The sequence below is a fragment of the Clostridioides sp. ZZV14-6150 genome, from assembly GCF_020657875.1.
GTDB lineage: Bacteria > Bacillota > Clostridia > Peptostreptococcales > Peptostreptococcaceae > Clostridioides.
The window spans coordinates 24,539-44,980 of the sequence record NZ_JAGWDA010000021.1 but is presented as its reverse complement, the minus strand read 5'-3'; the positions used below and the strand labels follow the sequence as shown (position 1 = coordinate 44,980).

Genomic DNA, 20,442 nt, shown 5'->3' with positions numbered 1-20,442 from the left:
TATGGAAGATAAAATTATAATAAGAGGAGCAAAAGAGCATAATTTAAAAAATGTAGATTTAGATTTACCAAGAGATAAGTTTATAGTTTTTACAGGATTGTCTGGTTCTGGAAAGTCATCTTTGGCGTTTGATACGATATATGCAGAAGGCCAAAGAAGATATGTAGAGAGTTTGTCTGCTTATGCTAGACAGTTTTTAGGGCAAATGGAAAAGCCAAATGTAGAGTATATTGAAGGTTTATCACCAGCTATTTCAATAGACCAGAAGACTACTTCAAAGAATCCACGTTCTACAGTTGGAACAGTAACAGAAATATATGATTATTTGAGATTATTATTTGCAAGAGTAGGTGATGTGTATTGTCCTACTTGTGGTGAAAAAATAAGTCAAATGACTATTCAAGAAATAGTTGATAAAATGCTAGATTTTCCAGATAGAACGAAGCTGCAAATACTTTCACCAATTGTTAGAGGTCAAAAAGGTACACATAAAAAGGTCTTAGATAATATTAAAAAAGAAGGATTTGTAAGAGTTAGAGTTGATGGCGAAAACTATGAAGTAAGTGATGATATTGTTTTAACTAAAAACCAAAAACACAGTATAGAAGTAGTAGTAGATAGAATAGTAGTTAAAGATGGAATAGAATCTAGACTTGCAGATTCAATTGAAACTGCGGTTAAACTATCTGATGGTCTTGTAATAGCTCAGATAATAGATGGAGAAGAGATTCTTTTCTCAACTAAATTTGCATGTCCAGAACATGGAATTGGGATAGAAGAATTATCTCCAAGAATGTTTTCATTTAATGCTCCTTTTGGTGCTTGTGATGTTTGTAATGGTCTTGGAGAAAGTAAAGAAGTTGACCCAGAACTAGTTGTACCAAATAAAGATTTATCAATAAAACAAGGTGCAGTGGCTGCATGGGGCTCAACAGGTGTCAACGACGATACTTATTATAGCAAAATGATAAAAAGTTTAGCAGAGCATTTTAATGTATCTTTGACAACTCCATTTAAAGATTTACCAGAAGATTTTGTTCAAGAGTTACTTTATGGTAAGGATAATATAATGGTAGAGTTTGTTTATGAATCAAAATTTGGAGGAACTAGAAATTATAAATCATATTTTGAAGGTGTAGTAGTAAACTTAGAGAGAAGATACAAAGAAACTAACTCAGAGTATATGAGAGATAAAATTGAAGAGTATATGGCAGAAAGACCTTGTCCAAAATGTAAGGGATTGAGACTTAAAAAAGAGGTTTTATCTGTTTTAGTTGATGGAAAAAATATAATGGAAGTAACAAACTTATCTGTTAATGAATTGATAGATTTTATGGAAAATATAACTCTTACAGAAAAGCAAAGATTTATAGCTCATGAGATTATAAAAGAGATAAAGGGAAGAGCTAAGTTTTTAAGAGATGTTGGTCTTGATTATTTGAATTTATCAAGAAAAGCTGGAACACTTTCAGGAGGAGAAGCACAACGTATAAGGTTAGCAACTCAAATAGGTTCAGCATTAGTTGGAGTGTTATATGTGCTTGATGAGCCAAGTATAGGTCTTCATCAAAGAGATAATGACAGACTCATAGGCACTCTTAGACATCTAACAGATTTAGGAAATACTTTAATTGTCGTAGAACATGATGAAGATACAATGAGAGAAGCTGATTATGTCATAGATATTGGTCCTGGTGCAGGTATACATGGTGGTGAGATAGTTGCACAAGGGACTTTAGATGAAATAATAGAAAATGAAAACTCAATAACAGGTCAGTATTTAAGTGGAAAAAAACAAATATTAGTTCCTGAGACTACTAGAGAAGGAAATGGAAGTTTTATAGAAGTAGTCAAAGCATCAGAAAATAACCTAAAAAATATTGATGTAAAATTGCCATTAGGTAAGTTTACATGCATAACAGGTGTTTCAGGTTCTGGGAAAAGTACACTAATAAATGACATACTTTATAAAGGTGTTGCAAGTAAAGTAAATAGACTTAAACAAAGAGCTGGTAAGCACAAAGAAATAAAAGGAATTGAAAATATAGATAAGGTTATAAATATTGACCAAAGTCCAATTGGAAGAACACCTCGTTCAAATCCAGCCACTTATACAGGGGTATTTGACTTTATAAGGGATATCTTTGCAGCTACTAATGAAGCGAAAGCAAGAGGCTATAAAAAAGGAAGATTTAGTTTTAATGTAAAAGGTGGTAGATGTGAAGCTTGTAAAGGTGATGGAATAATAAAAATAGAGATGCACTTTTTACCAGATGTATATGTTCCTTGTGAAGTTTGTAAGGGTGAAAGATACAATAGGGAAACATTACAAGTAAAATACAAAGATAAAACTATATCTGATATACTAGATATGAATGTAGAAGAAGCTGTTGAGTTTTTTGAAAATATACCAAACATAAAAAGAAAACTAGATACATTAATGGATGTAGGTCTTTCATATATTAAATTGGGACAGCCTTCAACTCAATTGTCTGGAGGAGAAGCACAACGTATAAAATTAGCATCAGAACTTAGTAAAAGACCAACAGGAAAGACTTTATATATATTAGATGAACCTACTACAGGACTTCATATGGCAGATGTAGATAAGTTAATTCACGTATTACAAAGATTAGCAGATACAGGAAATACAATTATAGTCATAGAACATAATCTAGATGTTATAAAGACTTGTGATTATGTAATAGACTTAGGGCCAGAGGGTGGAGATAAAGGTGGAACTATAGTTGCAACTGGAACACCAGAAGAAGTATCTAAAGTTGAAGGTTCTTATACAGGTCAATTTTTAAAGAAATATTTCTCTTAGGTTGTACAAACTGTGTAAAATTTTAACTGTAAATATATAAAAATAAATTGTAGATAATTACCAAACATAAAGTCCATATTGTTCTTCGTATTTGAGATTGCTTTTAAATCAATTATAGAAGATGATATGGACTTTAACTTGTGTACAATGCTGGAAATTGAATAACTTTTTAATTTTCATATTTTAGGGTATAATTTTAATATAAAATTTAATGTTTTGGAGGGCGAGATGTTTGATATACAAGACCACTTAAAAAAATTACCTTCTGAGCCTGGCGTATATTTAATGAAGGATAAATACGACCACATAATATATGTGGGAAAAGCTATATCTCTAAAAAATAGAGTAAGGCAGTATTTTCAATCTTCAAAAAACCATACATCTAAAGTCAAATCTATGGTTAAGAATATATATAAATTTGAATATATTATAACGGATTCAGAGTTGGAAGCATTAATACTTGAATGTAATTTAATAAAAAGATATAGACCAAAGTATAATGTGCTACTTAGGGATGATAAAACTTACCCATATATTAAAGTAACTACAAATGAAGATTATCCAAGAATTTTAAAGGTTAGAAGAGTGCTTAAAGATAAAGCAAAGTATTTTGGACCATATACCAATATAACTGCGGTAAATGATACTTTAGACCTTATAAATAGTACCTATCCAATAAGAAGTTGTAAAATAGATATAGAAAAAGCAATAAAAAATAAAACAAGACCTTGTTTAAACTTACACATAAATAAATGCTTGGGGCCTTGTACAGGAAAAGTATCTAAAGAAGAATATGGAAAGATGATAGAAGAAATTATAATGTGTCTATCTGGGAAAGAAGAAAAGTTGATGGAGCTCTTAAAAGAAAAGATGAATGAGAGTTCTATGAATTTTAGATTTGAAGAAGCAGCTATATATAGAGATAAAATAAAGGGTCTTGAAGAAATGATACAAAAACAAAAAATAGATGCTACTGTAACCGATTTAAATCAGGATGTAGTTGCCATGGCAAGAGCTCATAATGAAGCCTGTGTACAAGTATTTTTTATTAGAAATGGTAAGATTGTTGGGAGAGAACACTTTATCCTAGAAGGGGTAATGGATAGTCCAAGAGCTTCTATATTAAGTTCATTTGTAAAACAATTTTACAATGAACAAGAGTATATACCTAAAGAACTAATTATAGAAGATGAGATAGAAGACAGTTGTATATTAGAAGAATGGCTATCGTCTAAAAAAGGACAAAAAGTAACAATAAGAGTACCACAAAAAGGAGAGAAAAAAAGTCTAGTTGAAATGGTTAGAAAAAATGCAGTAGAGTACCTTGAAAAATTTTCTGATATGAACAAAAGAAAATATGAAAAAAGTATTGGAGCATTAGAAGAATTAAAACGATTGTTAAACTTAGAAAAATTGCCGATAAGAATAGAGTCTTTTGATATATCAAATATACAAGGAGTAGATTCAATTGGTTCTATGGTAGTCTATACAAATGCTAAAAAAGATAAAAAAGAGTATAGAAGATATAAAATAAAAACGGTTATTGGACCCAATGATTATGATTCTATGGCTGAAATTGTAGATAGAAGATTGAAACATGGAAATTTACCTGACCTTATATTGTTGGATGGAGGAAAGGGACAGGTTAGTGCTGTAAAAAAAGTATTAGAACTTAATGATGTAGACATACCACTTTGGGGAATGTACAAAGACGATAAGCATAGAACTAAAGGGTTAATATGTAAAGAAAAAGAAATCGAGTTGGATAAAACAACTAGTTTATATAGATTTATTGCTAGTATACAAGAAGAAGTTCATAATTATGCAATAACATATCATAGAAGTCTAAGAAATAAAGCTTTGACAAAATCTATCTTAGATGATATACAAGGGATAGGTGAAAAAAGGAAAAAAGCACTACTGAGTCATTTTAAAGATGTAGAAGCTATAAAAGAAGCTACCTTTGAAGAACTTTTAGAAGTGGAAGGAATGAATAAAAGCATTGCAGAGAATGTTTATAATTTTTTTAGGAAGGAAGAAAATTAATGGAAACTAGCAATAAAGTATCAATAAGAGAAATAATAAAAGATTTAAAACTTAAAGTAGTATACATGCCTGATGATGTAGATTATTATGTCTACTCTCAAGATATAAATAGACCAGGTTTACAATTTGCAGGGTATTTTGATTACTTTGCATATGAGAGAATACAAATAGTTGGAAAGACAGAATATAATTTCTTTGGATTGATGGATAATGAAATTAGAGAAGAGGTACTAAATAGATTTTTTTCATATGAAATACCAGCTTTAATAATTTCTAGAGATTTAGAAATAAAGCCAGATGTAATAGAAAAGGCTAAAAAGTATAAGAGAATACTCTTAAGTACAAACAGAAATACAACTAGACTTATAAATAGATTATCAAATTATTTAGATAATAAGTTAGCACCACATACAACGATTCATGGAGTTTTAGTTGATATTTATGGTATAGGTGTTTTGATAAAGGGAGAGAGTAGTATAGGAAAGTCAGAAACAGCATTAGAATTAATTCAGAGAGGTAATAGATTAGTTGCAGATGATGCTGTAGAAATAAGAAAACTAGATGAAAGTATGTTGATGGGTCAGTCTCCTGAATTAATAAGACATTTCCTAGAGATAAGAGGAATAGGTATAATAGATGTCAGAAGCCTATACGGTGTAGGAGCTATCAAAAATTCTAAAATGATAGATTTAGTAGTACATTTAGAAGCTTGGGATGAAAATAAGTACTATGATAGACTTGGATTAGATAAAGAATATGAAGAAATACTTGGTGTTAATGTAGAGAAGTTAGTTGTTCCTGTCAAGCCTGGAAGAAATACTGCTATGATACTAGAAGTAGCAGCAATGAATTTTAGACAAAGAGGAATGGGGTATGATGCAGCCCAAGAATTTACTAAGAAACTATCAAAACTGATTGATACTAAGTAATAGAAAATGTATATAAAATAAAATTGTATAGAATATTTATAAAATATATATTATATAAACCGAGTTTAAATTAACGTTTAAAGTTATTAGATTAAATTTAATACTATATTTAAATTTATTATATGATAAGGAAGTTGGAGTCTTTATGGGAATAAACTATTTTAGTAAGCTTTTAGAAAGTACTACTGAAAAAGAATTGCTCTTAAATAAAAAATCAAATAATGTAAGTACAGCTAGGTTAATATCTTTTTTAATATTGATAGCAGGATTTGCTATTGGATTTTACAATAAAAATACAATAGGTATTTTTGTTGGAATTGTGGCATTGATTCTATTTATTTCACTTTTAGTTATTCATAATAAAATAAAAGATGAAGAATCGTATTTTAAGAGTAAGGGTGAAGTGCTAGATAAGTATGTTAAAAGATTTGGTGATGAGTGGAAAGAGTTCAAAATAGATGGCAAAGAGTATATACAAGAAGAAAATTCACAAGCAAAAGATTTAGACCTATTTGGAAGAGCATCACTATATCAGTATATTTGTGTGGCTAATACATCCTATGGAAAGCAGTCTTTAGCTAAGTCTTTATGGAATGAAAATCCAGATGATAAGATAATCTTAGAAAGACAAACAGCAGTAAAAGAGCTCTTATCAAAACAGGATTTTTCTATTCATATTCAGACATTAAGTAATATAATTGGTAAAGAGCAAAAAACCAACTCTGATAGAAGTATAGAGTCATTTATAGAGTATGGAGAAGATAAAAATGTATATATACCTAAGTGGATGCATATTTTTACTTGGGGTTTACCTACTGCAACAATATTATCTTTTATATTTTTTATATTAGGTTTTTTGCCTGTGTTACCTGTTTTTTTACTTTTTGTACTTCAGTTAGGATTTGGAGGTTTTGGACATACAAAGCTTATGCAGACCTTATCTCCATTATTCTCGTTTAGTAGAAGTATACAAGTATATGAAAAAATGTTTGAAGTTTTAGAGAAAGAGACATTCGAAAGCCCATATTTAAAAGAATTACAAGCAAAACTTTCTAAAGGTAATGGTGTTTCAAAAGGTATTAAACAATTGAACTCAATAGGTAATGCCGTAAACCTAAGATATAATCAAATAGTGTATATAGTTGCTTGTGGTGTTCTTATGTGGAATTATCACTGTGCAGAATCTCTAGAAAGATGGAAAGGTGTATATGGAAATCAAATTAGAGGATGGCTTGAATCTATTGGAGAGTTTGAAGCTTTAATAAGTTTAACTATTATTGGTCAAGTAAAGGAAAATATCTGCTTTCCAATAATAAAAAATGAAAGTATTCCAAGGTTAGACGTTGAAGAAGTATATCATCCATTAATAGCAGAGAAAAGTGTTATAGCAAACTCGATAAAATTAAATTCTCAAACCTGTATCATTACAGGTTCAAATATGTCAGGGAAGACGACCTTTTTAAGAAGTATTGGTGTAAACCTAGTATTGGCGTATGCAGGTGCTCCTGTATGTGCTAAAAGTTTTGATGCAACATGTATGGCTATATTTACATCTATGAGAATACAAGATGATGTAAGTCAAGGTATATCAACTTTTTATGCTGAAATTCTCAGAATAAAATCAATGATTCAATATAGCATAAAAGAATTACCTATGTTGGTTTTAGTTGATGAGATTTTTAAAGGAACTAACTCTGCTGATAGAATTATTGGAGCAAGTGAGGCAGTAAAGAAACTATCAAAGCCATGGGTCATAAGTATGGTTACAACACATGATTTTGAGTTATGTGACCTTTCAAGTGGTGGAGATGTAGAGATTGTAAACTACCATTTTTCAGAGTACTATGTTGATGATAAAATCTATTTTGACTATACCATAAAAGATGGAAGATGTAAGACTACAAATGCAAAACAGCTTATGAAAATGGCAGGAATACTTTAACCAAGATAAGTGTAGAAAAGTAGGTTATCTATGATTAAATTAGAAAGGATTGTATAAAGTACTTAAAAGCACTTTATACAATCCTTTTATTTGAGAATATTTTAGTTTCTCAATTTATTAAAATTTATTTAGCTTCTTCACAAGCACATTCTTTTGGACATTCTTCATAAATACAACTCTTATCAAAGTAATGAGTATGAAGGTATTTGTGAGCTACATCGCTATTTGGATCTCCAAAGAAGTCTTTATAAATAGCTTGTAAGTCAGGATTTTCATGAGACTTACGAATAGCCTTGTTTCTATCTATTTCATATAATGCATTTGCACGTCTATCAATTATTTCAGTATTACCATGATGGTAAGGTTGACCAGCTCCTCCAACACATCCACCAGGACATGCCATAACTTCTATGATATGGTACTTACACTCTCCACTTCTAACCTTATCCATCATCTTTCTAGCATTTTTAAGTGTATTTACAATACATACATTAACTGTAGTTCCATCAACATCTATACTTGCTTCTCTGATTCCTTTAAGCCCTCTAACATTAGTAAAGTTTACATTATCTAAAGTTTTGTTAGTTATCTTTTCATATGAAGTACGTAGAGCAGCTTCTAAAACTCCACCACTTGCTCCAAATATAGAAGCAGCACCAGTAGATTTTCCTAATGGATTATCAAAATCCTGGTCTTGAAGATTAGGTAAATCGATAGCAGCTTCTTTTATCATCTTAGCTAGCTCTCTAGTAGTTATAGAAAGGTCAACATCTAATATTCCAGATTCACTTAATTCTTCTCTTGAAGCTTCATACTTCTTAGCTACACAAGGCATTACAGATACAACATAAAGGTCATCTGGATTAATTCCTAGTATTTTAGGTGCATAGTAGTTCTTAGCTATAGAACCAAACATACCTTGAGGAGATTTACAGCTAGATGCTAGATTTAATTGGTCTGGATAATTGTGTTCTAAGAAGTTTACCCATGCAGGGCAACAACTTGTTAATATAGGTAGATTTTCACCTTTTTGAATTCTTTCTATAAATTCAGTAGCTTCTTCCATTATAGTGAAGTCTGCACCGAAGTTTGTATCAAATACATGCTCAAACCCAAGTGCTTTTAAAGCAGCAACCATTTTTCCTGTAGATATTGAACCTGGCTCTAATCCAAACTCTTCACCAATAGCAACTCTTACAGCAGGAGCAACTTGCACTACTATAGTTTTTTCTTTTTTATTTAAAACATCCCATAGTTTAGGCACATTATCTACTTCTGTTAATGCTCCAGTTGGACAGACAGATATACATTGGCCACAGAATGTACACTCTGTTTCAACCATATCAGCATTGAAAAATGTACTAACTAAAGTATTAAATCCACGATTAACTCCAGATAATGCTCCTACTGTTTGGATATCATTACATACAGTTTCACATCTTCTGCATAATATACATTTAGAATGGTCTTTAACTAAAGATTTAGTAGAGGTATCTTTACCTGCAAAAGACTTAGAACCTTGATATCTTATCTTTCTTACTCCTAAATCAGCAGCTATAGTTTGTAATTCACAGTCTCCATTTTTTTCACATATAAAACAATCTTGTGGATGGTCTGATAATAGTAATTCAACAATAGTTCTACGAGCATTTAATGCTCTAGCACTATTAGTTTGAACTCTCATACCTTCCTTTATAACTGTTCCACAAGCTGGAACTAAACCTCTCTCTGTCTCAACCATACAAACACGACAAGAAGCGCAAGTGTCAAGCTTATCTATTTCATTCATATGTAAATGACAAAGGTTATGTATTTTTATATTTATTAGTTTTGCAGCATCTAAGATAGAAGTTCCACTAGGTGCTGAAACATGTTTGCCATTGATAGTTAAATTAACTAAACTCATTGTTATTCCTCCTCCAAATAAGTTATTTCTTGATTATAGCATTAAATGTACAATTATCTATACAAGCACCACATTTTAGACACTTAGAAGTATCTATTGCATGTTGTTCTTTAACAGAACCTGTTATACAACCAGCAGGACACACTCTAGAACATTTTGTACAACCCTTACAAGCATCTGTTATGAAGTAAGAAAGTAAGTTTTGACATTTGCCAGCAGGACATTTCTTATCGACAACATGAGCTATATACTCATCTTTAAAATATTGAAGAGTACTTAAAACAGGGTTTGGAGCAGCTTTACCAAGACCACATAATGAAGCAGTTTGTATAGTTTCAGCAAGGTTTTCTAGGTCGTCTAAATCTTGTAGAGTACCATTACCTTCTGTAATTTTAGTTAATATTTCTAATAATCTTGTAGTACCTATACGACAAGGTGTACATTTACCACAAGATTCTTCAACAGTAAACTCAAGGAAGAATTTGGCTATATCTACCATACAGTCAGATTCATCAAGAACAAGCATACCACCAGAGCCCATCATTGAGCCTATAGAGCTTAATGAACCAAAGTCTATAGGTATATCTAAATGTTCAGTTGGTATACATCCACCAGATGGTCCACCTGTTTGAACTGCCTTGAAGTTCTTACCTTCAGGAATTCCTCCACCAATTTCAAATACAATATCTCTTAAAGTAGTACCCATTGCAACCTCAACAAGACCTACATTTTCTACTTTTCCACCAAGAGCAAAAACTTTAGTACCACTAGAATCATCAGTACCTAAGTTAGCAAACCAGTCTCCACCCTTAAGTATGATTGCTGGAATATTAGCAAAAGTTTCAACATTGTTTAAGCAAGTAGGAGATTTCCATAATCCACTCTTAGAAGAACTATAAGTCTTCATTCTAGGTTCACCACGTCTACCTTCAATTGAATGCATTAAAGCTGTACCTTCACCACAAACGAAAGCTCCTGCACCATATTTTAATTCTAATTTGAAGTTAAATCCAGTACCTAAAATATTTTCACCAAGTAAGCCATGTGCTTCAGCTTGAGCTATAGCTACTTTTAGTCTTTCTATAGATTTTGGATATTCAGCTCTTATATATATGTATCCTGTATCAGAACCTATAGCATATCCACATATTGCCATAGCTTCTAGTACACTATGAGGGTCTCCTTCAAGTACAGATCTATCCATGAATGCACCAGGGTCTCCTTCATCAGCATTACAGACAACGAATTTTTTATCAGTTGGGCCAGCAGGATTCTTTGAAGCAGCTTCCCATTTAGAACCTGTAGGGAATCCAGCTCCTCCTCTACCACGAAGACCAGAAGTCTTTACTTCTGCAATAACTTCTTGAGGAGTAAGAGATGTTAAACATTTACCTAGAGCTAAATAACCATCATTAGCAATATAATCCTCTAAACTATCTGGGTCTATAAGCCCACAATTCTTTAGAGCTATACGTAATTGTTTTTTGTAGAAAGACATTTCTTCTTGTGCTTCTACTTTTTTATTTAAAGATTCTTCTTCATATAATAATTCCTCAACAACTGTATTTCTAATTAAGTGATTTTGAACTATCTTTTCAGCATCAGATGGTTCAACTTTCACATAGAAAACGTTATCAGGATAAACTTTTACGATAGGACCTTGAGCACAGAAACCAAAACAACCTGTTAAGCGAACATCAACTTTGTCTTGTATTCCTGATTTTTTTATTTCATTTTCTAATTCACTAACTATTTCCATACTGTTTGAAGATGTACATCCAGTATCACAACAAACAAGTAATTCTCTTCTTAATACATTTTCCTTAGAATAATTTTTTCTTAGGCTAAGACTAGGTTTTAGCTCATCAGCTAAAACTTTTAATTCATCAAATGAATTTACTTTACGCATTATTTATTCACCCCTCTTAACAATTCAATTCTAATTCTCTATAAGTATCTAATATTTCGCTTACTTGATCTGGTTTTACTTTACCATAAACTTTACCATTTACAGTAACAACTGGAGCTAAACCACATGCCCCCAAACATCTTAAACCTTCTAAAGAAAATTTAAAATCACTAGTAGTTTCTCCAACTTTTATACCAAGCTGTTTTTCAAAAGCACTTAATATCTTATCAGCACCTTTTACAAAACATACAGTACCTAGACAGACACTTATTTTATACTTACCTACAGGTTCTGTAGTGAAATAAGAATAGAATGTAACAACCCCATATACCTTTGCAGGAGCTACTCCAAGTCTTTTAGCAACATGAAGTTGTACTTCTTTTGGAAGATATCCAAATATACCTTGAGCTTCATGTAGAACTTGTATCAAAGCACCTTCTTTTGTTGCAAGAGAGTCAATAAATATATCTAATTCGTCAAATAACTGCTTGTTGTGTGAAATAAAATCGCACATAACAAATCCCCCTTTTCTTTTTAAAGTTATTATTTTTCATAAAATAATTAACCATGCGTTGACACCAATATTATGTTGGTGAACAAAACCAAAACAATAAAGAAAGAATAATATACAACAATTTCTTTATTCATAAAAACAATGCAAAAAAGTTACCTATTAAAAAAAAACTATACTAGTCTATTATAATATAAAATAATTCAGAATAGTTAAAAAAAATAAAAAAAATGGACTGAATTCAATAAAAAAAAAATAATATATATAAAAAACTTTAAAAAATAAACCAAAAGGTAAAATTTTTATAGAATAAAAGATTTATAAAACTGATGATAATAGTCGAGAAATTGATTCCTTGATTTTTATATAAGTAGACCTAGAATTATATACATCTAATGTTATTTCTTTTGAATCTAAAATATCATTTTCAAATATAACTCTTTGCTCTAGTGCTTTTTTTGAAGAGTACATAAAGGCATTTACTTCAAAATTAAGCTCAAAGCTTCTTATATCCATATTAGCTGTTCCTATAGAACATATAGAGTCATCTATAACTATTGTCTTAGCATGTAAAAATGCATTTTCACCATAAGTGTAGATTTTAGCTCCAAATTTTAAAAGTTCTCCAGCATATGAATATGATGCCCAGTATACAAAAGGATGGTCAGGTTTAGAAGGAATCATAATTCTTACATCAACACCAGATAAACAAGCTATTTTTAAAGTATCTATAAATGTTGAGTCAAGTATTAAATAAGGACTCTGTATATATATATACTTTCTAGCTTTCTGAATCATTTTAAGGTAACCATATTTAATTTCATCGAGCTCTGATATATCTGGACCACTTGATACTATTTGAATCCCAATATTTTCAGAAGGACAATCAGAAGGTGTTTCACTTTCTGCGAAGTACTTTTCTAAATCTAAATCTTCTTTAGTTGTATATCTCCAATCAAGGATAAATCTCATATTTAGGTCAATTACACAATCACCAGTAAGTTTAGTATGTGTATCTCTCCATAGACCAAATTTTGGATTTCTACCTAGATATTCGTCTCCAACATTGTATCCACCTACAAATCCTACTTTTCCATCAATGACAACAATTTTTCGGTGGTTTCTGTAGTTTAAGTTAAAGTTTACAATTTTTAAGAATGATGGAAAGAAACTTCCAACTTTAACACCACTTTCTTTTAATCTAGAAAGTGTACTATTTTTTAGTGTTCTACCACCAACGGCGTCAAATAAAAGTCTTACTTCTACACCTTCTTTGGCCTTATCTACTAGAATGTCAATTATTTCAGTTCCAATTTTGTCATCTTTGAAAATGTAAAACTGTATATTTATATATTTCTTTGCTTTCTTAAGTTCTTCAAGAAGAGTGTTAAAAAATTGACTAGACTCAGCGTAAATCCACACATCATTATTATTGGTATAATGAGCATTATTTGAATTAGCTAATGCATAAATCATATCCTTATGTTGATGTATTTCTGAATCAATTTCAGATGTAGATTGTAATTTAACTTGAGTATCTAGTATATTGCTTTTGATTATCTTATCGTCCTTTTCTTTTACTCTAAACATATTGTTTTTTGAAATATTTCTACCAAAAGCCATATAAAGTATAAATCCAAGAGCTGGTATTAATACTAATATAAGAAGCCATGTTAGAGTTGTGTTTATATTTCTCTTTTCTCTAAAAATGAGATTTAGTATAACCATGAAATTAATTACATATATTGTAGTAACTGTTATTTCATATATTGACATTTCGAAAAATGATATATTAAACATAAAATTTCCTCCTTTTGGGTATTTAGTAAAATCAGTAATTATATATAATAACTCGAACATATATCTATTATATATAATACCTCAATAATAAAAAAGTAAAATAAATAATCAAAAGGTAAATTTTTCAATTTAAATATAATTATTTCGAAATTAACAAAGTTAGTATATAATAAATAATATAATTATATAGACATAAGTATATATAAGCATATAGAAAATTTTTTATATTAATAAAATTTATTATATATCATATTGTTATTATATAATTATTGCCATAAAAAGACAAGGAAAAGTATAATTTTTAAGGGGGAAGGATTTATGAGTAAAGGATTCTTGACACCTGGGGAAACTGCACAAGCAACTATAAGTGCAGGTATTAAAAAAGCGAATATTTCAACACAAAATGCAATTTTATTAGGTTTATTTGGAGGAGCATTTATAGGTTTTGGGGGATTGGGGAGTATAATAGTTAGCCAGACTTTTGGTAAGATAGACGCAGGAATAGCTAGTTTTTTAAGTGCTATGGTCTTTCCAGTAGGTCTTATGCTTGTAGTGGTAGCAGGAGCAGAGTTATTCACTGGAAATACTTTAATGCTTATTCCGCTTATGGACAAAAAAATAACATTGGGAAAAATGCTAAGAAACTGGGGACTAGTTTATTTTGCCAATCTAGTAGGTTCACTACTTTTAGTGGCACTTGTATACTATTCTTCTACATTAACAGGGGATGCAGCTACAAAAGCCATAGCTGTAGCAGAAGCTAAAGTTAATTCAACGATAGTTTCAATGTTTTTAAAAGCAATACTTTGTAACATTTTAGTAGTTTTAGCTGTATGGATGGCTACAGCATCTCAAGATATAGTATCTAAGTTAGCTTCATGTTGGACAGTAATAATGTTATTTGTTTTATGTGGATTCCAACATAGTGTTGCAAATATGTTTTTTATACCAATGGGAATGGCATTAGGAGCAGATATTACTATGGTTCAATTAATAACTAATTTGGTATTTGTAACGCTTGGAAATGTAGTTGGAGGTTCTATAATAGTTGGAGGAATTTATTATCTTTGCTATGTGAAAAATAGTTAGATAAATAATACGAATTAAATAGCCTTTTAAAGCATTGATATCAGCGATATTGATGCTTTTTTTAAATTATTTATGTTCTTTTATATGTTGTTATTTTTTTTTTTTTACTTTATTATATATTTATTGAATATAGTTTGGAATTAAAAAACTTAAAAATATGAAATCTGTATGATAAGCAAAATCATATATTATTGAATATAGTTAATACTATACATTAATATAATTTAGACAATACTGACAACTGAAGTTTAGTATAATTTGGGAGGAAATACAATGAATAATCAAGATATATATGAAAATTTATTAAATATATTAAGCAAAGATGATATAAAAATAGATGAACCTATGAAAAAACATATCTCATTTAGAGTTGGAGGTCCAGCAGATATATTGGTTAGACCTAGAACTGAAGAACAGCTAAAAAATGTACTTCAGTTAGTGAAAAAAGAATCTATGCCATATTTAATAATTGGAAATGGTTCGAATATTCTAATTAAAGATGGTGGAATAAGAGGCATAGTAATAGAACTTGCAGACAACTTTAATTCTTATGAGATAAAGGGTACTAAAATAATTGCTCAGTCAGGAGCTTTATTATCTGTTTTAGGTAAAGCTCTACAAAAACAAGAACTAAAAGGATTTGAGTTTGCCTCAGGTATACCTGGAACATTAGGTGGAGCATTAGCCATGAATGCAGGAGCATATGGTGGTGAAATGAAAGATATAGTAAAATCAGTAAGATTAATAGATATGGAAGGCAATATCTTTGAACTGTCAAATGAACAGATGGAATTTGGGTATAGAAAAAGTATAATAGCGAAAAATGGATATATAGCTTTATCAGCAGAAATAGATTTGCAAAAAGGAAATTATGATGAAATAAAAAGTTTAATGGATGATTTAACAACAAGAAGAACAACTAAGCAACCATTAAATTTTGCTAGTGCAGGAAGTACATTTAAAAGACCAACAGGATATTTTGCAGGTAAGTTAATAGAAGAAACTGGATTAAGAGGACTTACTTTGAGAGGTGCTCAAGTATCTGAGAAGCATTGTGGATTTGTGGTTAATTTAGGAGAAGCAAGTGCTAAAGATATTTTAGATTTAATATATGTTATAAAAAGTTCTGTATATGCCAAGTTTGGGGTTATGTTGGAAGAAGAAGTCAAAATACTTGGAGAGGATTAACAAATGAAGATATTGGCTGATTATCATACACATACATTATATAGTCATGGTAAGGGAACTATTGAAGATAATGTAAAGGTGGCCATTGCTAAAGGGATAAAGACAATAGGAATATCAGACCATAGTTATAAGCATATTGCATATGGTGTAAAGACGAAAGATATTCATAAAATGAGAGAAGACGTAAATTCTTTGAATGATAAATATAGTGATATAAATATACTTTTGGGTATGGAGTGTAACATATTAGATGATAAAGGTAATATAGACATGGATGACAAATTTATAAAAGAACTTGACTATATCATGGCTGGATACCATTTTGGTTCTACTCCTACATCATTTGGAAGTTTATTAAATCATTGTAATAATTATATTTTTAAAACTGAAAAAGCAAAAGAGTATAATACAAAAGCTGTAATAAATGCTATGAATAATAATGATATTTTTGTAATTACACATCCTGGTGATAAAGGTGATGTATATATAGAAGAAGTAGCAAAGGTAGCAAAAAAGACAGATACGAGGCTTGAAATAAATAGTAGCCATTCTTTTTTAAATGTAAAACAAATAAACGAAATAAAAGAAATAGGAAATAAATTTATAATAGGGTCAGATGCACATTGCCCAGAAAGAGTGGGTGATTTTAAACGAGCTATGAAAGCTGTATATGATTCAAATATGGATATATCATTAGTAGAAAATATTATAGTGTAATAAACAAAAGATAAAAGTGTAATAGACTGAAGATAAAAAGGAGGAGTTAGCAATGAAATTTGTTATAGTTACAGGTCTTTCAGGGTCTGGAAAAAGTGAAACAATGAGAGCTTTAGAGGATATGGGATTTTATTGTGTAGATAATCTACCTCCTGCTTTGATAACTAAATTTGCAGAATTATGTTATCAACCAAACTCAAGTATTGATAAAGTTGCTTTAGGTATAGATATAAGAGGAAGAAAGTTTTTTGAAGCTCTTCATGAGAGTTTAAACTACTTGGAAAAAGAAAATTATGAATATGAAATGGTGTATTTAGATTGTAATGATGATGTATTGTTAAAGAGATATAAAATGACAAGGAGAAATCACCCATTGGCGAAAGACATGCAAATTCCAGAAGGTATAAAAATGGAAAGAAAAATAATGGAGCCTTTAAAGGGATTTTCTACATGCATAATTGACACAACTAATATGAAACCGAAAGACCTTAAGGAAGAAATAAAGAAAATATACTCTTCTGGTGAAGAGAATCCTAATCTAACTATATCTGTAGTATCTTTTGGATTTAAACATGGTATACTTGCTGACGCAGATTTAGTATTCGATGTAAGATTTCTTCCTAATCCATATTATATTGAAGAATTGAGATCTAAAACTGGTGACGATAAAGAAGTCAGAGATTATGTCATGAATTCTAAAATTAGTGAAGAATTTTATGTGAAGCTTTTAGATATGATTCATTTCTTAGTACCTCAATATATAGAAGAAGGAAAACAACATCTAGTAATTGGTGTTGGATGTACAGGTGGAAGACATAGGTCAGTTACTATAACAAATCTTATAGCGGAGGATTTATCTAATAAAGGATATAGAGTTGTAAAAAAACACAGAGACTCTATGTTACGATAATGGAGGCAAACATGGCTAAATTACTTATTATTGTAGGAATTTTAGGTTGGATTGCATTAATTGTATCGTTATTTATATATAAGAAAGCAAAAAATGAAAAAGTAAGGTTATTTCAGAGGTCTGTTATCGAAAATAGAGACCCCAATGTAGTAGTAATAGGTGGAGGAACTGGTCAATCAGTGTTTCTGAGGGGGCTTAAACACTCTACACAGAATATAACTGCGATTGTTACTGTTGCTGATGATGGTGGAGGTTCAGGAGTATTAAGAGAAGACTTAGGAATGCTTCCACCAGGAGATATAAGAAATTGCCTATTAGCACTTGCAAATATAGAACCAACTATGAATGAAGTTATGCAATATAGGTTTACAGAAGGACTTTTAAAAGGTCAAAGTTTTGGAAATCTATTTTTAGCTGCTATGAATGGATTATATGGAAACTTTGAAAAAGCTGTGTATAAATTAAGTGAGATTTTTGCTATAACAGGTAGGGTTTTGCCAGTAACACTAGAAGATGTAAACTTAGTTGCTAAATTAAAAAATGGTGAAATAGTAAATGGTGAATCTAGTATACCTGAAGAATCAAAGAATCAAAAAAGTTCTATTGATGAAATTTTCTTAAATCCTAAAGATGTTAAACCATTGGGAGATGTTATTGCATCTATTTATGATGCTGATATTATAATTATGGGTCCTGGAAGTTTATATACGAGTATAATACCAAATCTACTTGTAGATGGTGTTGTAGACGCCATTAAAGCCTCTTTAGCACCAAAAGTGTATATATCAAATATAATGACTCAGCCAGGGGAAACAGAAGGATATAATGTATTAGAACATGTTAATGCGATAATAAAGCATACTGACAATAATTTGATAGATTATGTGATAGCAAATAACGAAATATTGCCAGAAGGAATGCTTGATTTATATAAACAAGATGGAGCAGAACAGGTTTTACTAGATAAAAAACAAAAAGATAAGTTAAAAGAGATGGGTATAAAAACTGTAGAAAAAAATTTGATTGAAATAAAAAATAATTATATAAGACATGATGCAAAATATATATCTAACATAGTTATTGAGTTAGCCCTAAGTCATAATTACAACAAAAGTTAGTAAAAAAGGATTTTAAAAAAAAGTGTAGAAATCCTTATCATTATGTTAGTTTTAAGGAGTGAACATCGATGAGAGAAGAGGTTAGTGCTGGTGGTGTAGTCCTGTTTGGCAATACAATTCTTTTACTAAGGAAGTTCAATGGAGATTGGGTGCTACCCAAAGGAAAAGTAGAAGAAGGGGAAAATAACCAAGAGGCAGCGTTACGTGAAGTAAGTGAAGAAACTGGAGTAAAAGCAGATATATTGAAATATTTAGGTGAAATACACTATACATTCAAAGAAAACTGGGATGAAAATAGAGCAGTTCATAAAACAGTTTTTTGGTACTTAATGCAAGCGAAAAATATGGATACTATTCCACAAAAAGAGGAAGGCTTTATTGATGCTAAATTTATCCATCTAGATAGAGTGGTAGACCTAGCTAGGTATGATGATGAAAAGGAGATAATAAAGGTTGCCTTACAAGAAATAAAAAAAAGGTTAAAGAAAAATTAGTTAATGGGTGATATATATGTCTTTTTCAACTGAAACCAAAAATGAACTAGCGAGAATTGTATCTGAGAATGAATGTTGTAATATAGCTGAACTGTCAGCTCTAGTTAAATCAGGGGGAAGTATACAAATTGTTGGATATAAAAAACTAAATTTAAAAATAACAACAGAATTAAACTCAATAGCCCGTAAAGTCTTTAAGTTATTAAAAAAGAATTTCAGCATAAATACTACAATTTCTGTAAATAAAAATCAAATGTTAAAGAGAAATAATAGTTATGTGTTAATGGTAACAAGTGAAATGGGTTCAGAAATGTTATTAAAAAAGTTAGGTGTATTGGAAGAAAAAGAGGGATTTTTTACTATAAATATAGTTCCAGAAAGTTTAGTTAAACATGATGGATGTAAAAGAGCCTTTATAAGAGGAGCTTTTCTTGGTGCAGGTTCTATAAGTGACCCAGAAAAAAACTATCATATGGAATTTGTAACGAACAATGAGGATTTTGCAGATTCATTAAAAGAACTTATAAATTCTTTAGGCTTTAATAGTAAAATTGTGGCTAGAAAAAATAACTATGTTGTTTATCTTAAAGAGAGTGAACAAATATCAGATTTGTTAAGTATTATAGGAGGACACCACGCTCTTTTAAGTCTCCAAAATACTAAAATAGTAAAAGAAATGAGAAACAATGTAAACAGAATAGTAAATTGCGAGACAGCTAACCTTTCTAAAACAGTAAATGCAGCCGTAAGACAAGTAGAAAATATTAGACTAATACAAGAAACTATAGGGATTAGTAGCTTACCAGAAAATTTACAAGAAATAGCCAAGATTAGAATTGAGTATGAAGATATGACTCTCAAGGAGCTTGGAGAGATGTTAGACCCGCCAATAGGAAAATCTGGTGTCAATCATAGACTTAGAAAAATAGAAGAAATCGCAACAGACTTGAAAAAAAAATCATTATAATAAATTTGAGGGGACAATCTCAAAATAAGAATTAATTTCAACATATAGGGCTATAGGTGGAAGTTAATTCCTATTTTGAGATAAAAGTC

15 protein-coding genes are annotated in these 20,442 nt (G+C 30.3%); 11 read left to right on the top strand and 4 right to left on the bottom strand.

The window, feature by feature from the left end; genetic code table 11:
- Nucleotide 1 precedes the first annotated feature (1 nt).
- The 4 genes from uvrA (at nucleotide 2) to KGF41_RS18455 (ending at nucleotide 7,744) form a co-directional block, all read left to right on the top strand.
- Nucleotides 2–2,827: an excinuclease ABC subunit UvrA gene (uvrA, locus tag KGF41_RS18470; protein WP_227830040.1), complete on the top strand. Its 2,826-nt coding sequence runs from the start codon at nucleotides 2–4 to the stop codon at nucleotides 2,825–2,827.
- Nucleotides 2,828–3,055: 228 nt separating this feature from the next.
- On the top strand, nucleotides 3,056–4,873 hold the full coding sequence (gene uvrC / locus KGF41_RS18465; RefSeq protein WP_227830039.1) for an excinuclease ABC subunit UvrC: 1,818 nt from the start codon (nucleotides 3,056–3,058) through the stop codon (nucleotides 4,871–4,873).
- Nucleotides 4,873–5,802, top strand: coding sequence for an HPr(Ser) kinase/phosphatase (gene hprK, locus KGF41_RS18460; RefSeq protein ID WP_227435572.1), 930 nt, complete (start codon nucleotides 4,873–4,875; stop codon nucleotides 5,800–5,802). The genes uvrC and hprK overlap by 1 nt, the downstream gene beginning before the upstream one ends.
- A 145-nt stretch (nucleotides 5,803–5,947) precedes the next feature.
- Complete coding sequence (locus KGF41_RS18455) at nucleotides 5,948–7,744, top strand: MutS-related protein (protein WP_227857046.1); 1,797 nt, start codon at nucleotides 5,948–5,950, stop codon at nucleotides 7,742–7,744.
- Nucleotides 7,745–7,868: 124 nt separating this feature from the next.
- On the opposite strand, the gene KGF41_RS18450 is transcribed toward KGF41_RS18455, so the two are convergent.
- The 4 genes from KGF41_RS18450 to cls all read right to left on the bottom strand — a co-directional run bounded on the left by KGF41_RS18450 (nucleotide 7,869) and on the right by cls (nucleotide 13,870).
- Nucleotides 7,869–9,650 carry an NADH-dependent [FeFe] hydrogenase, group A6 gene (locus KGF41_RS18450; protein ID WP_227830037.1) on the bottom strand — a complete coding sequence of 594 codons (1,782 nt, stop codon included), beginning with the start codon at nucleotides 9,648–9,650 and terminating at the stop codon, nucleotides 7,869–7,871.
- Nucleotides 9,651–9,672: 22 nt separating this feature from the next.
- Nucleotides 9,673–11,559 (bottom strand): NADH-quinone oxidoreductase subunit NuoF, encoded by a 1,887-nt coding sequence (locus KGF41_RS18445; RefSeq protein WP_227830036.1) that lies wholly within the window; start codon nucleotides 11,557–11,559, stop codon nucleotides 9,673–9,675.
- Nucleotides 11,560–11,575: 16 nt separating this feature from the next.
- Complete coding sequence (locus KGF41_RS18440) at nucleotides 11,576–12,073, bottom strand: complex I 24 kDa subunit family protein (RefSeq protein ID WP_227435580.1); 498 nt, start codon at nucleotides 12,071–12,073, stop codon at nucleotides 11,576–11,578.
- A 315-nt stretch (nucleotides 12,074–12,388) separates the two neighbouring features.
- On the bottom strand, nucleotides 12,389–13,870 hold the full coding sequence (gene cls / locus KGF41_RS18435) for a cardiolipin synthase (RefSeq protein WP_227830035.1): 1,482 nt from the start codon (nucleotides 13,868–13,870) through the stop codon (nucleotides 12,389–12,391).
- 318 nt (nucleotides 13,871–14,188) lie between these two features.
- Between cls and KGF41_RS18430 the strand changes: the two genes are divergently transcribed.
- The 7 genes from KGF41_RS18430 to whiA all read left to right on the top strand — a co-directional run bounded on the left by KGF41_RS18430 (nucleotide 14,189) and on the right by whiA (nucleotide 20,353).
- Nucleotides 14,189–14,959 (top strand): formate/nitrite transporter family protein, encoded by a 771-nt coding sequence (locus tag KGF41_RS18430; protein ID WP_227830034.1) that lies wholly within the window; start codon nucleotides 14,189–14,191, stop codon nucleotides 14,957–14,959.
- Between the two features lie 273 nt (nucleotides 14,960–15,232).
- Nucleotides 15,233–16,147 carry a UDP-N-acetylmuramate dehydrogenase gene (gene murB, locus KGF41_RS18425; protein ID WP_227830033.1) on the top strand — a complete coding sequence of 305 codons (915 nt, stop codon included), beginning with the start codon at nucleotides 15,233–15,235 and terminating at the stop codon, nucleotides 16,145–16,147.
- A 3-nt stretch (nucleotides 16,148–16,150) separates the two neighbouring features.
- Complete coding sequence (locus tag KGF41_RS18420; RefSeq protein ID WP_227830032.1) at nucleotides 16,151–16,864, top strand: PHP domain-containing protein; 714 nt, start codon at nucleotides 16,151–16,153, stop codon at nucleotides 16,862–16,864.
- 52 nt (nucleotides 16,865–16,916) lie between these two features.
- Complete coding sequence (rapZ, locus tag KGF41_RS18415; RefSeq protein WP_227830031.1) at nucleotides 16,917–17,774, top strand: RNase adapter RapZ; 858 nt, start codon at nucleotides 16,917–16,919, stop codon at nucleotides 17,772–17,774.
- Nucleotides 17,775–17,785: 11 nt separating this feature from the next.
- Nucleotides 17,786–18,892, top strand: a complete 1,107-nt coding sequence (locus tag KGF41_RS18410) for a gluconeogenesis factor YvcK family protein (RefSeq protein ID WP_227830030.1) — start codon at nucleotides 17,786–17,788, stop codon at nucleotides 18,890–18,892.
- A 68-nt stretch (nucleotides 18,893–18,960) separates the two neighbouring features.
- Nucleotides 18,961–19,386, top strand: a complete 426-nt coding sequence (locus KGF41_RS18405; RefSeq protein WP_003416968.1) for an NUDIX hydrolase — start codon at nucleotides 18,961–18,963, stop codon at nucleotides 19,384–19,386.
- Between the two features lie 16 nt (nucleotides 19,387–19,402).
- Nucleotides 19,403–20,353, top strand: coding sequence for a DNA-binding protein WhiA (gene whiA, locus KGF41_RS18400; protein WP_227830029.1), 951 nt, complete (start codon nucleotides 19,403–19,405; stop codon nucleotides 20,351–20,353).
- The last annotated feature ends 89 nt before the right edge of the window (nucleotides 20,354–20,442 follow it).

Excerpts from the sequence above, each read along its gene's own strand:
- uvrA (WP_227830040.1), top strand. The coding sequence starts at position 2 with ATGGAAGATAAAATTATAATAAGAGGAGCAAAAGAGCATAATTTAAAA.
- uvrC (WP_227830039.1), top strand. The coding sequence starts at position 3,056 with ATGTTTGATATACAAGACCACTTAAAAAAATTACCTTCTGAGCCTGGC.
- hprK (WP_227435572.1), top strand. The coding sequence starts at position 4,873 with ATGGAAACTAGCAATAAAGTATCAATAAGAGAAATAATAAAAGATTTA.
- KGF41_RS18455 (WP_227857046.1), top strand. The coding sequence starts at position 5,948 with ATGGGAATAAACTATTTTAGTAAGCTTTTAGAAAGTACTACTGAAAAA.
- KGF41_RS18450 (WP_227830037.1), bottom strand. The coding sequence starts at position 9,650 with ATGAGTTTAGTTAATTTAACTATCAATGGCAAACATGTTTCAGCACCT.
- KGF41_RS18445 (WP_227830036.1), bottom strand. The coding sequence starts at position 11,559 with ATGCGTAAAGTAAATTCATTTGATGAATTAAAAGTTTTAGCTGATGAG.
- KGF41_RS18440 (WP_227435580.1), bottom strand. The coding sequence starts at position 12,073 with ATGTGCGATTTTATTTCACACAACAAGCAGTTATTTGACGAATTAGAT.
- cls (WP_227830035.1), bottom strand. The coding sequence starts at position 13,870 with ATGTTTAATATATCATTTTTCGAAATGTCAATATATGAAATAACAGTT.
- KGF41_RS18430 (WP_227830034.1), top strand. The coding sequence starts at position 14,189 with ATGAGTAAAGGATTCTTGACACCTGGGGAAACTGCACAAGCAACTATA.
- murB (WP_227830033.1), top strand. The coding sequence starts at position 15,233 with ATGAATAATCAAGATATATATGAAAATTTATTAAATATATTAAGCAAA.
- KGF41_RS18420 (WP_227830032.1), top strand. The coding sequence starts at position 16,151 with ATGAAGATATTGGCTGATTATCATACACATACATTATATAGTCATGGT.
- rapZ (WP_227830031.1), top strand. The coding sequence starts at position 16,917 with ATGAAATTTGTTATAGTTACAGGTCTTTCAGGGTCTGGAAAAAGTGAA.
- KGF41_RS18410 (WP_227830030.1), top strand. The coding sequence starts at position 17,786 with ATGGCTAAATTACTTATTATTGTAGGAATTTTAGGTTGGATTGCATTA.
- KGF41_RS18405 (WP_003416968.1), top strand. The coding sequence starts at position 18,961 with ATGAGAGAAGAGGTTAGTGCTGGTGGTGTAGTCCTGTTTGGCAATACA.
- whiA (WP_227830029.1), top strand. The coding sequence starts at position 19,403 with ATGTCTTTTTCAACTGAAACCAAAAATGAACTAGCGAGAATTGTATCT.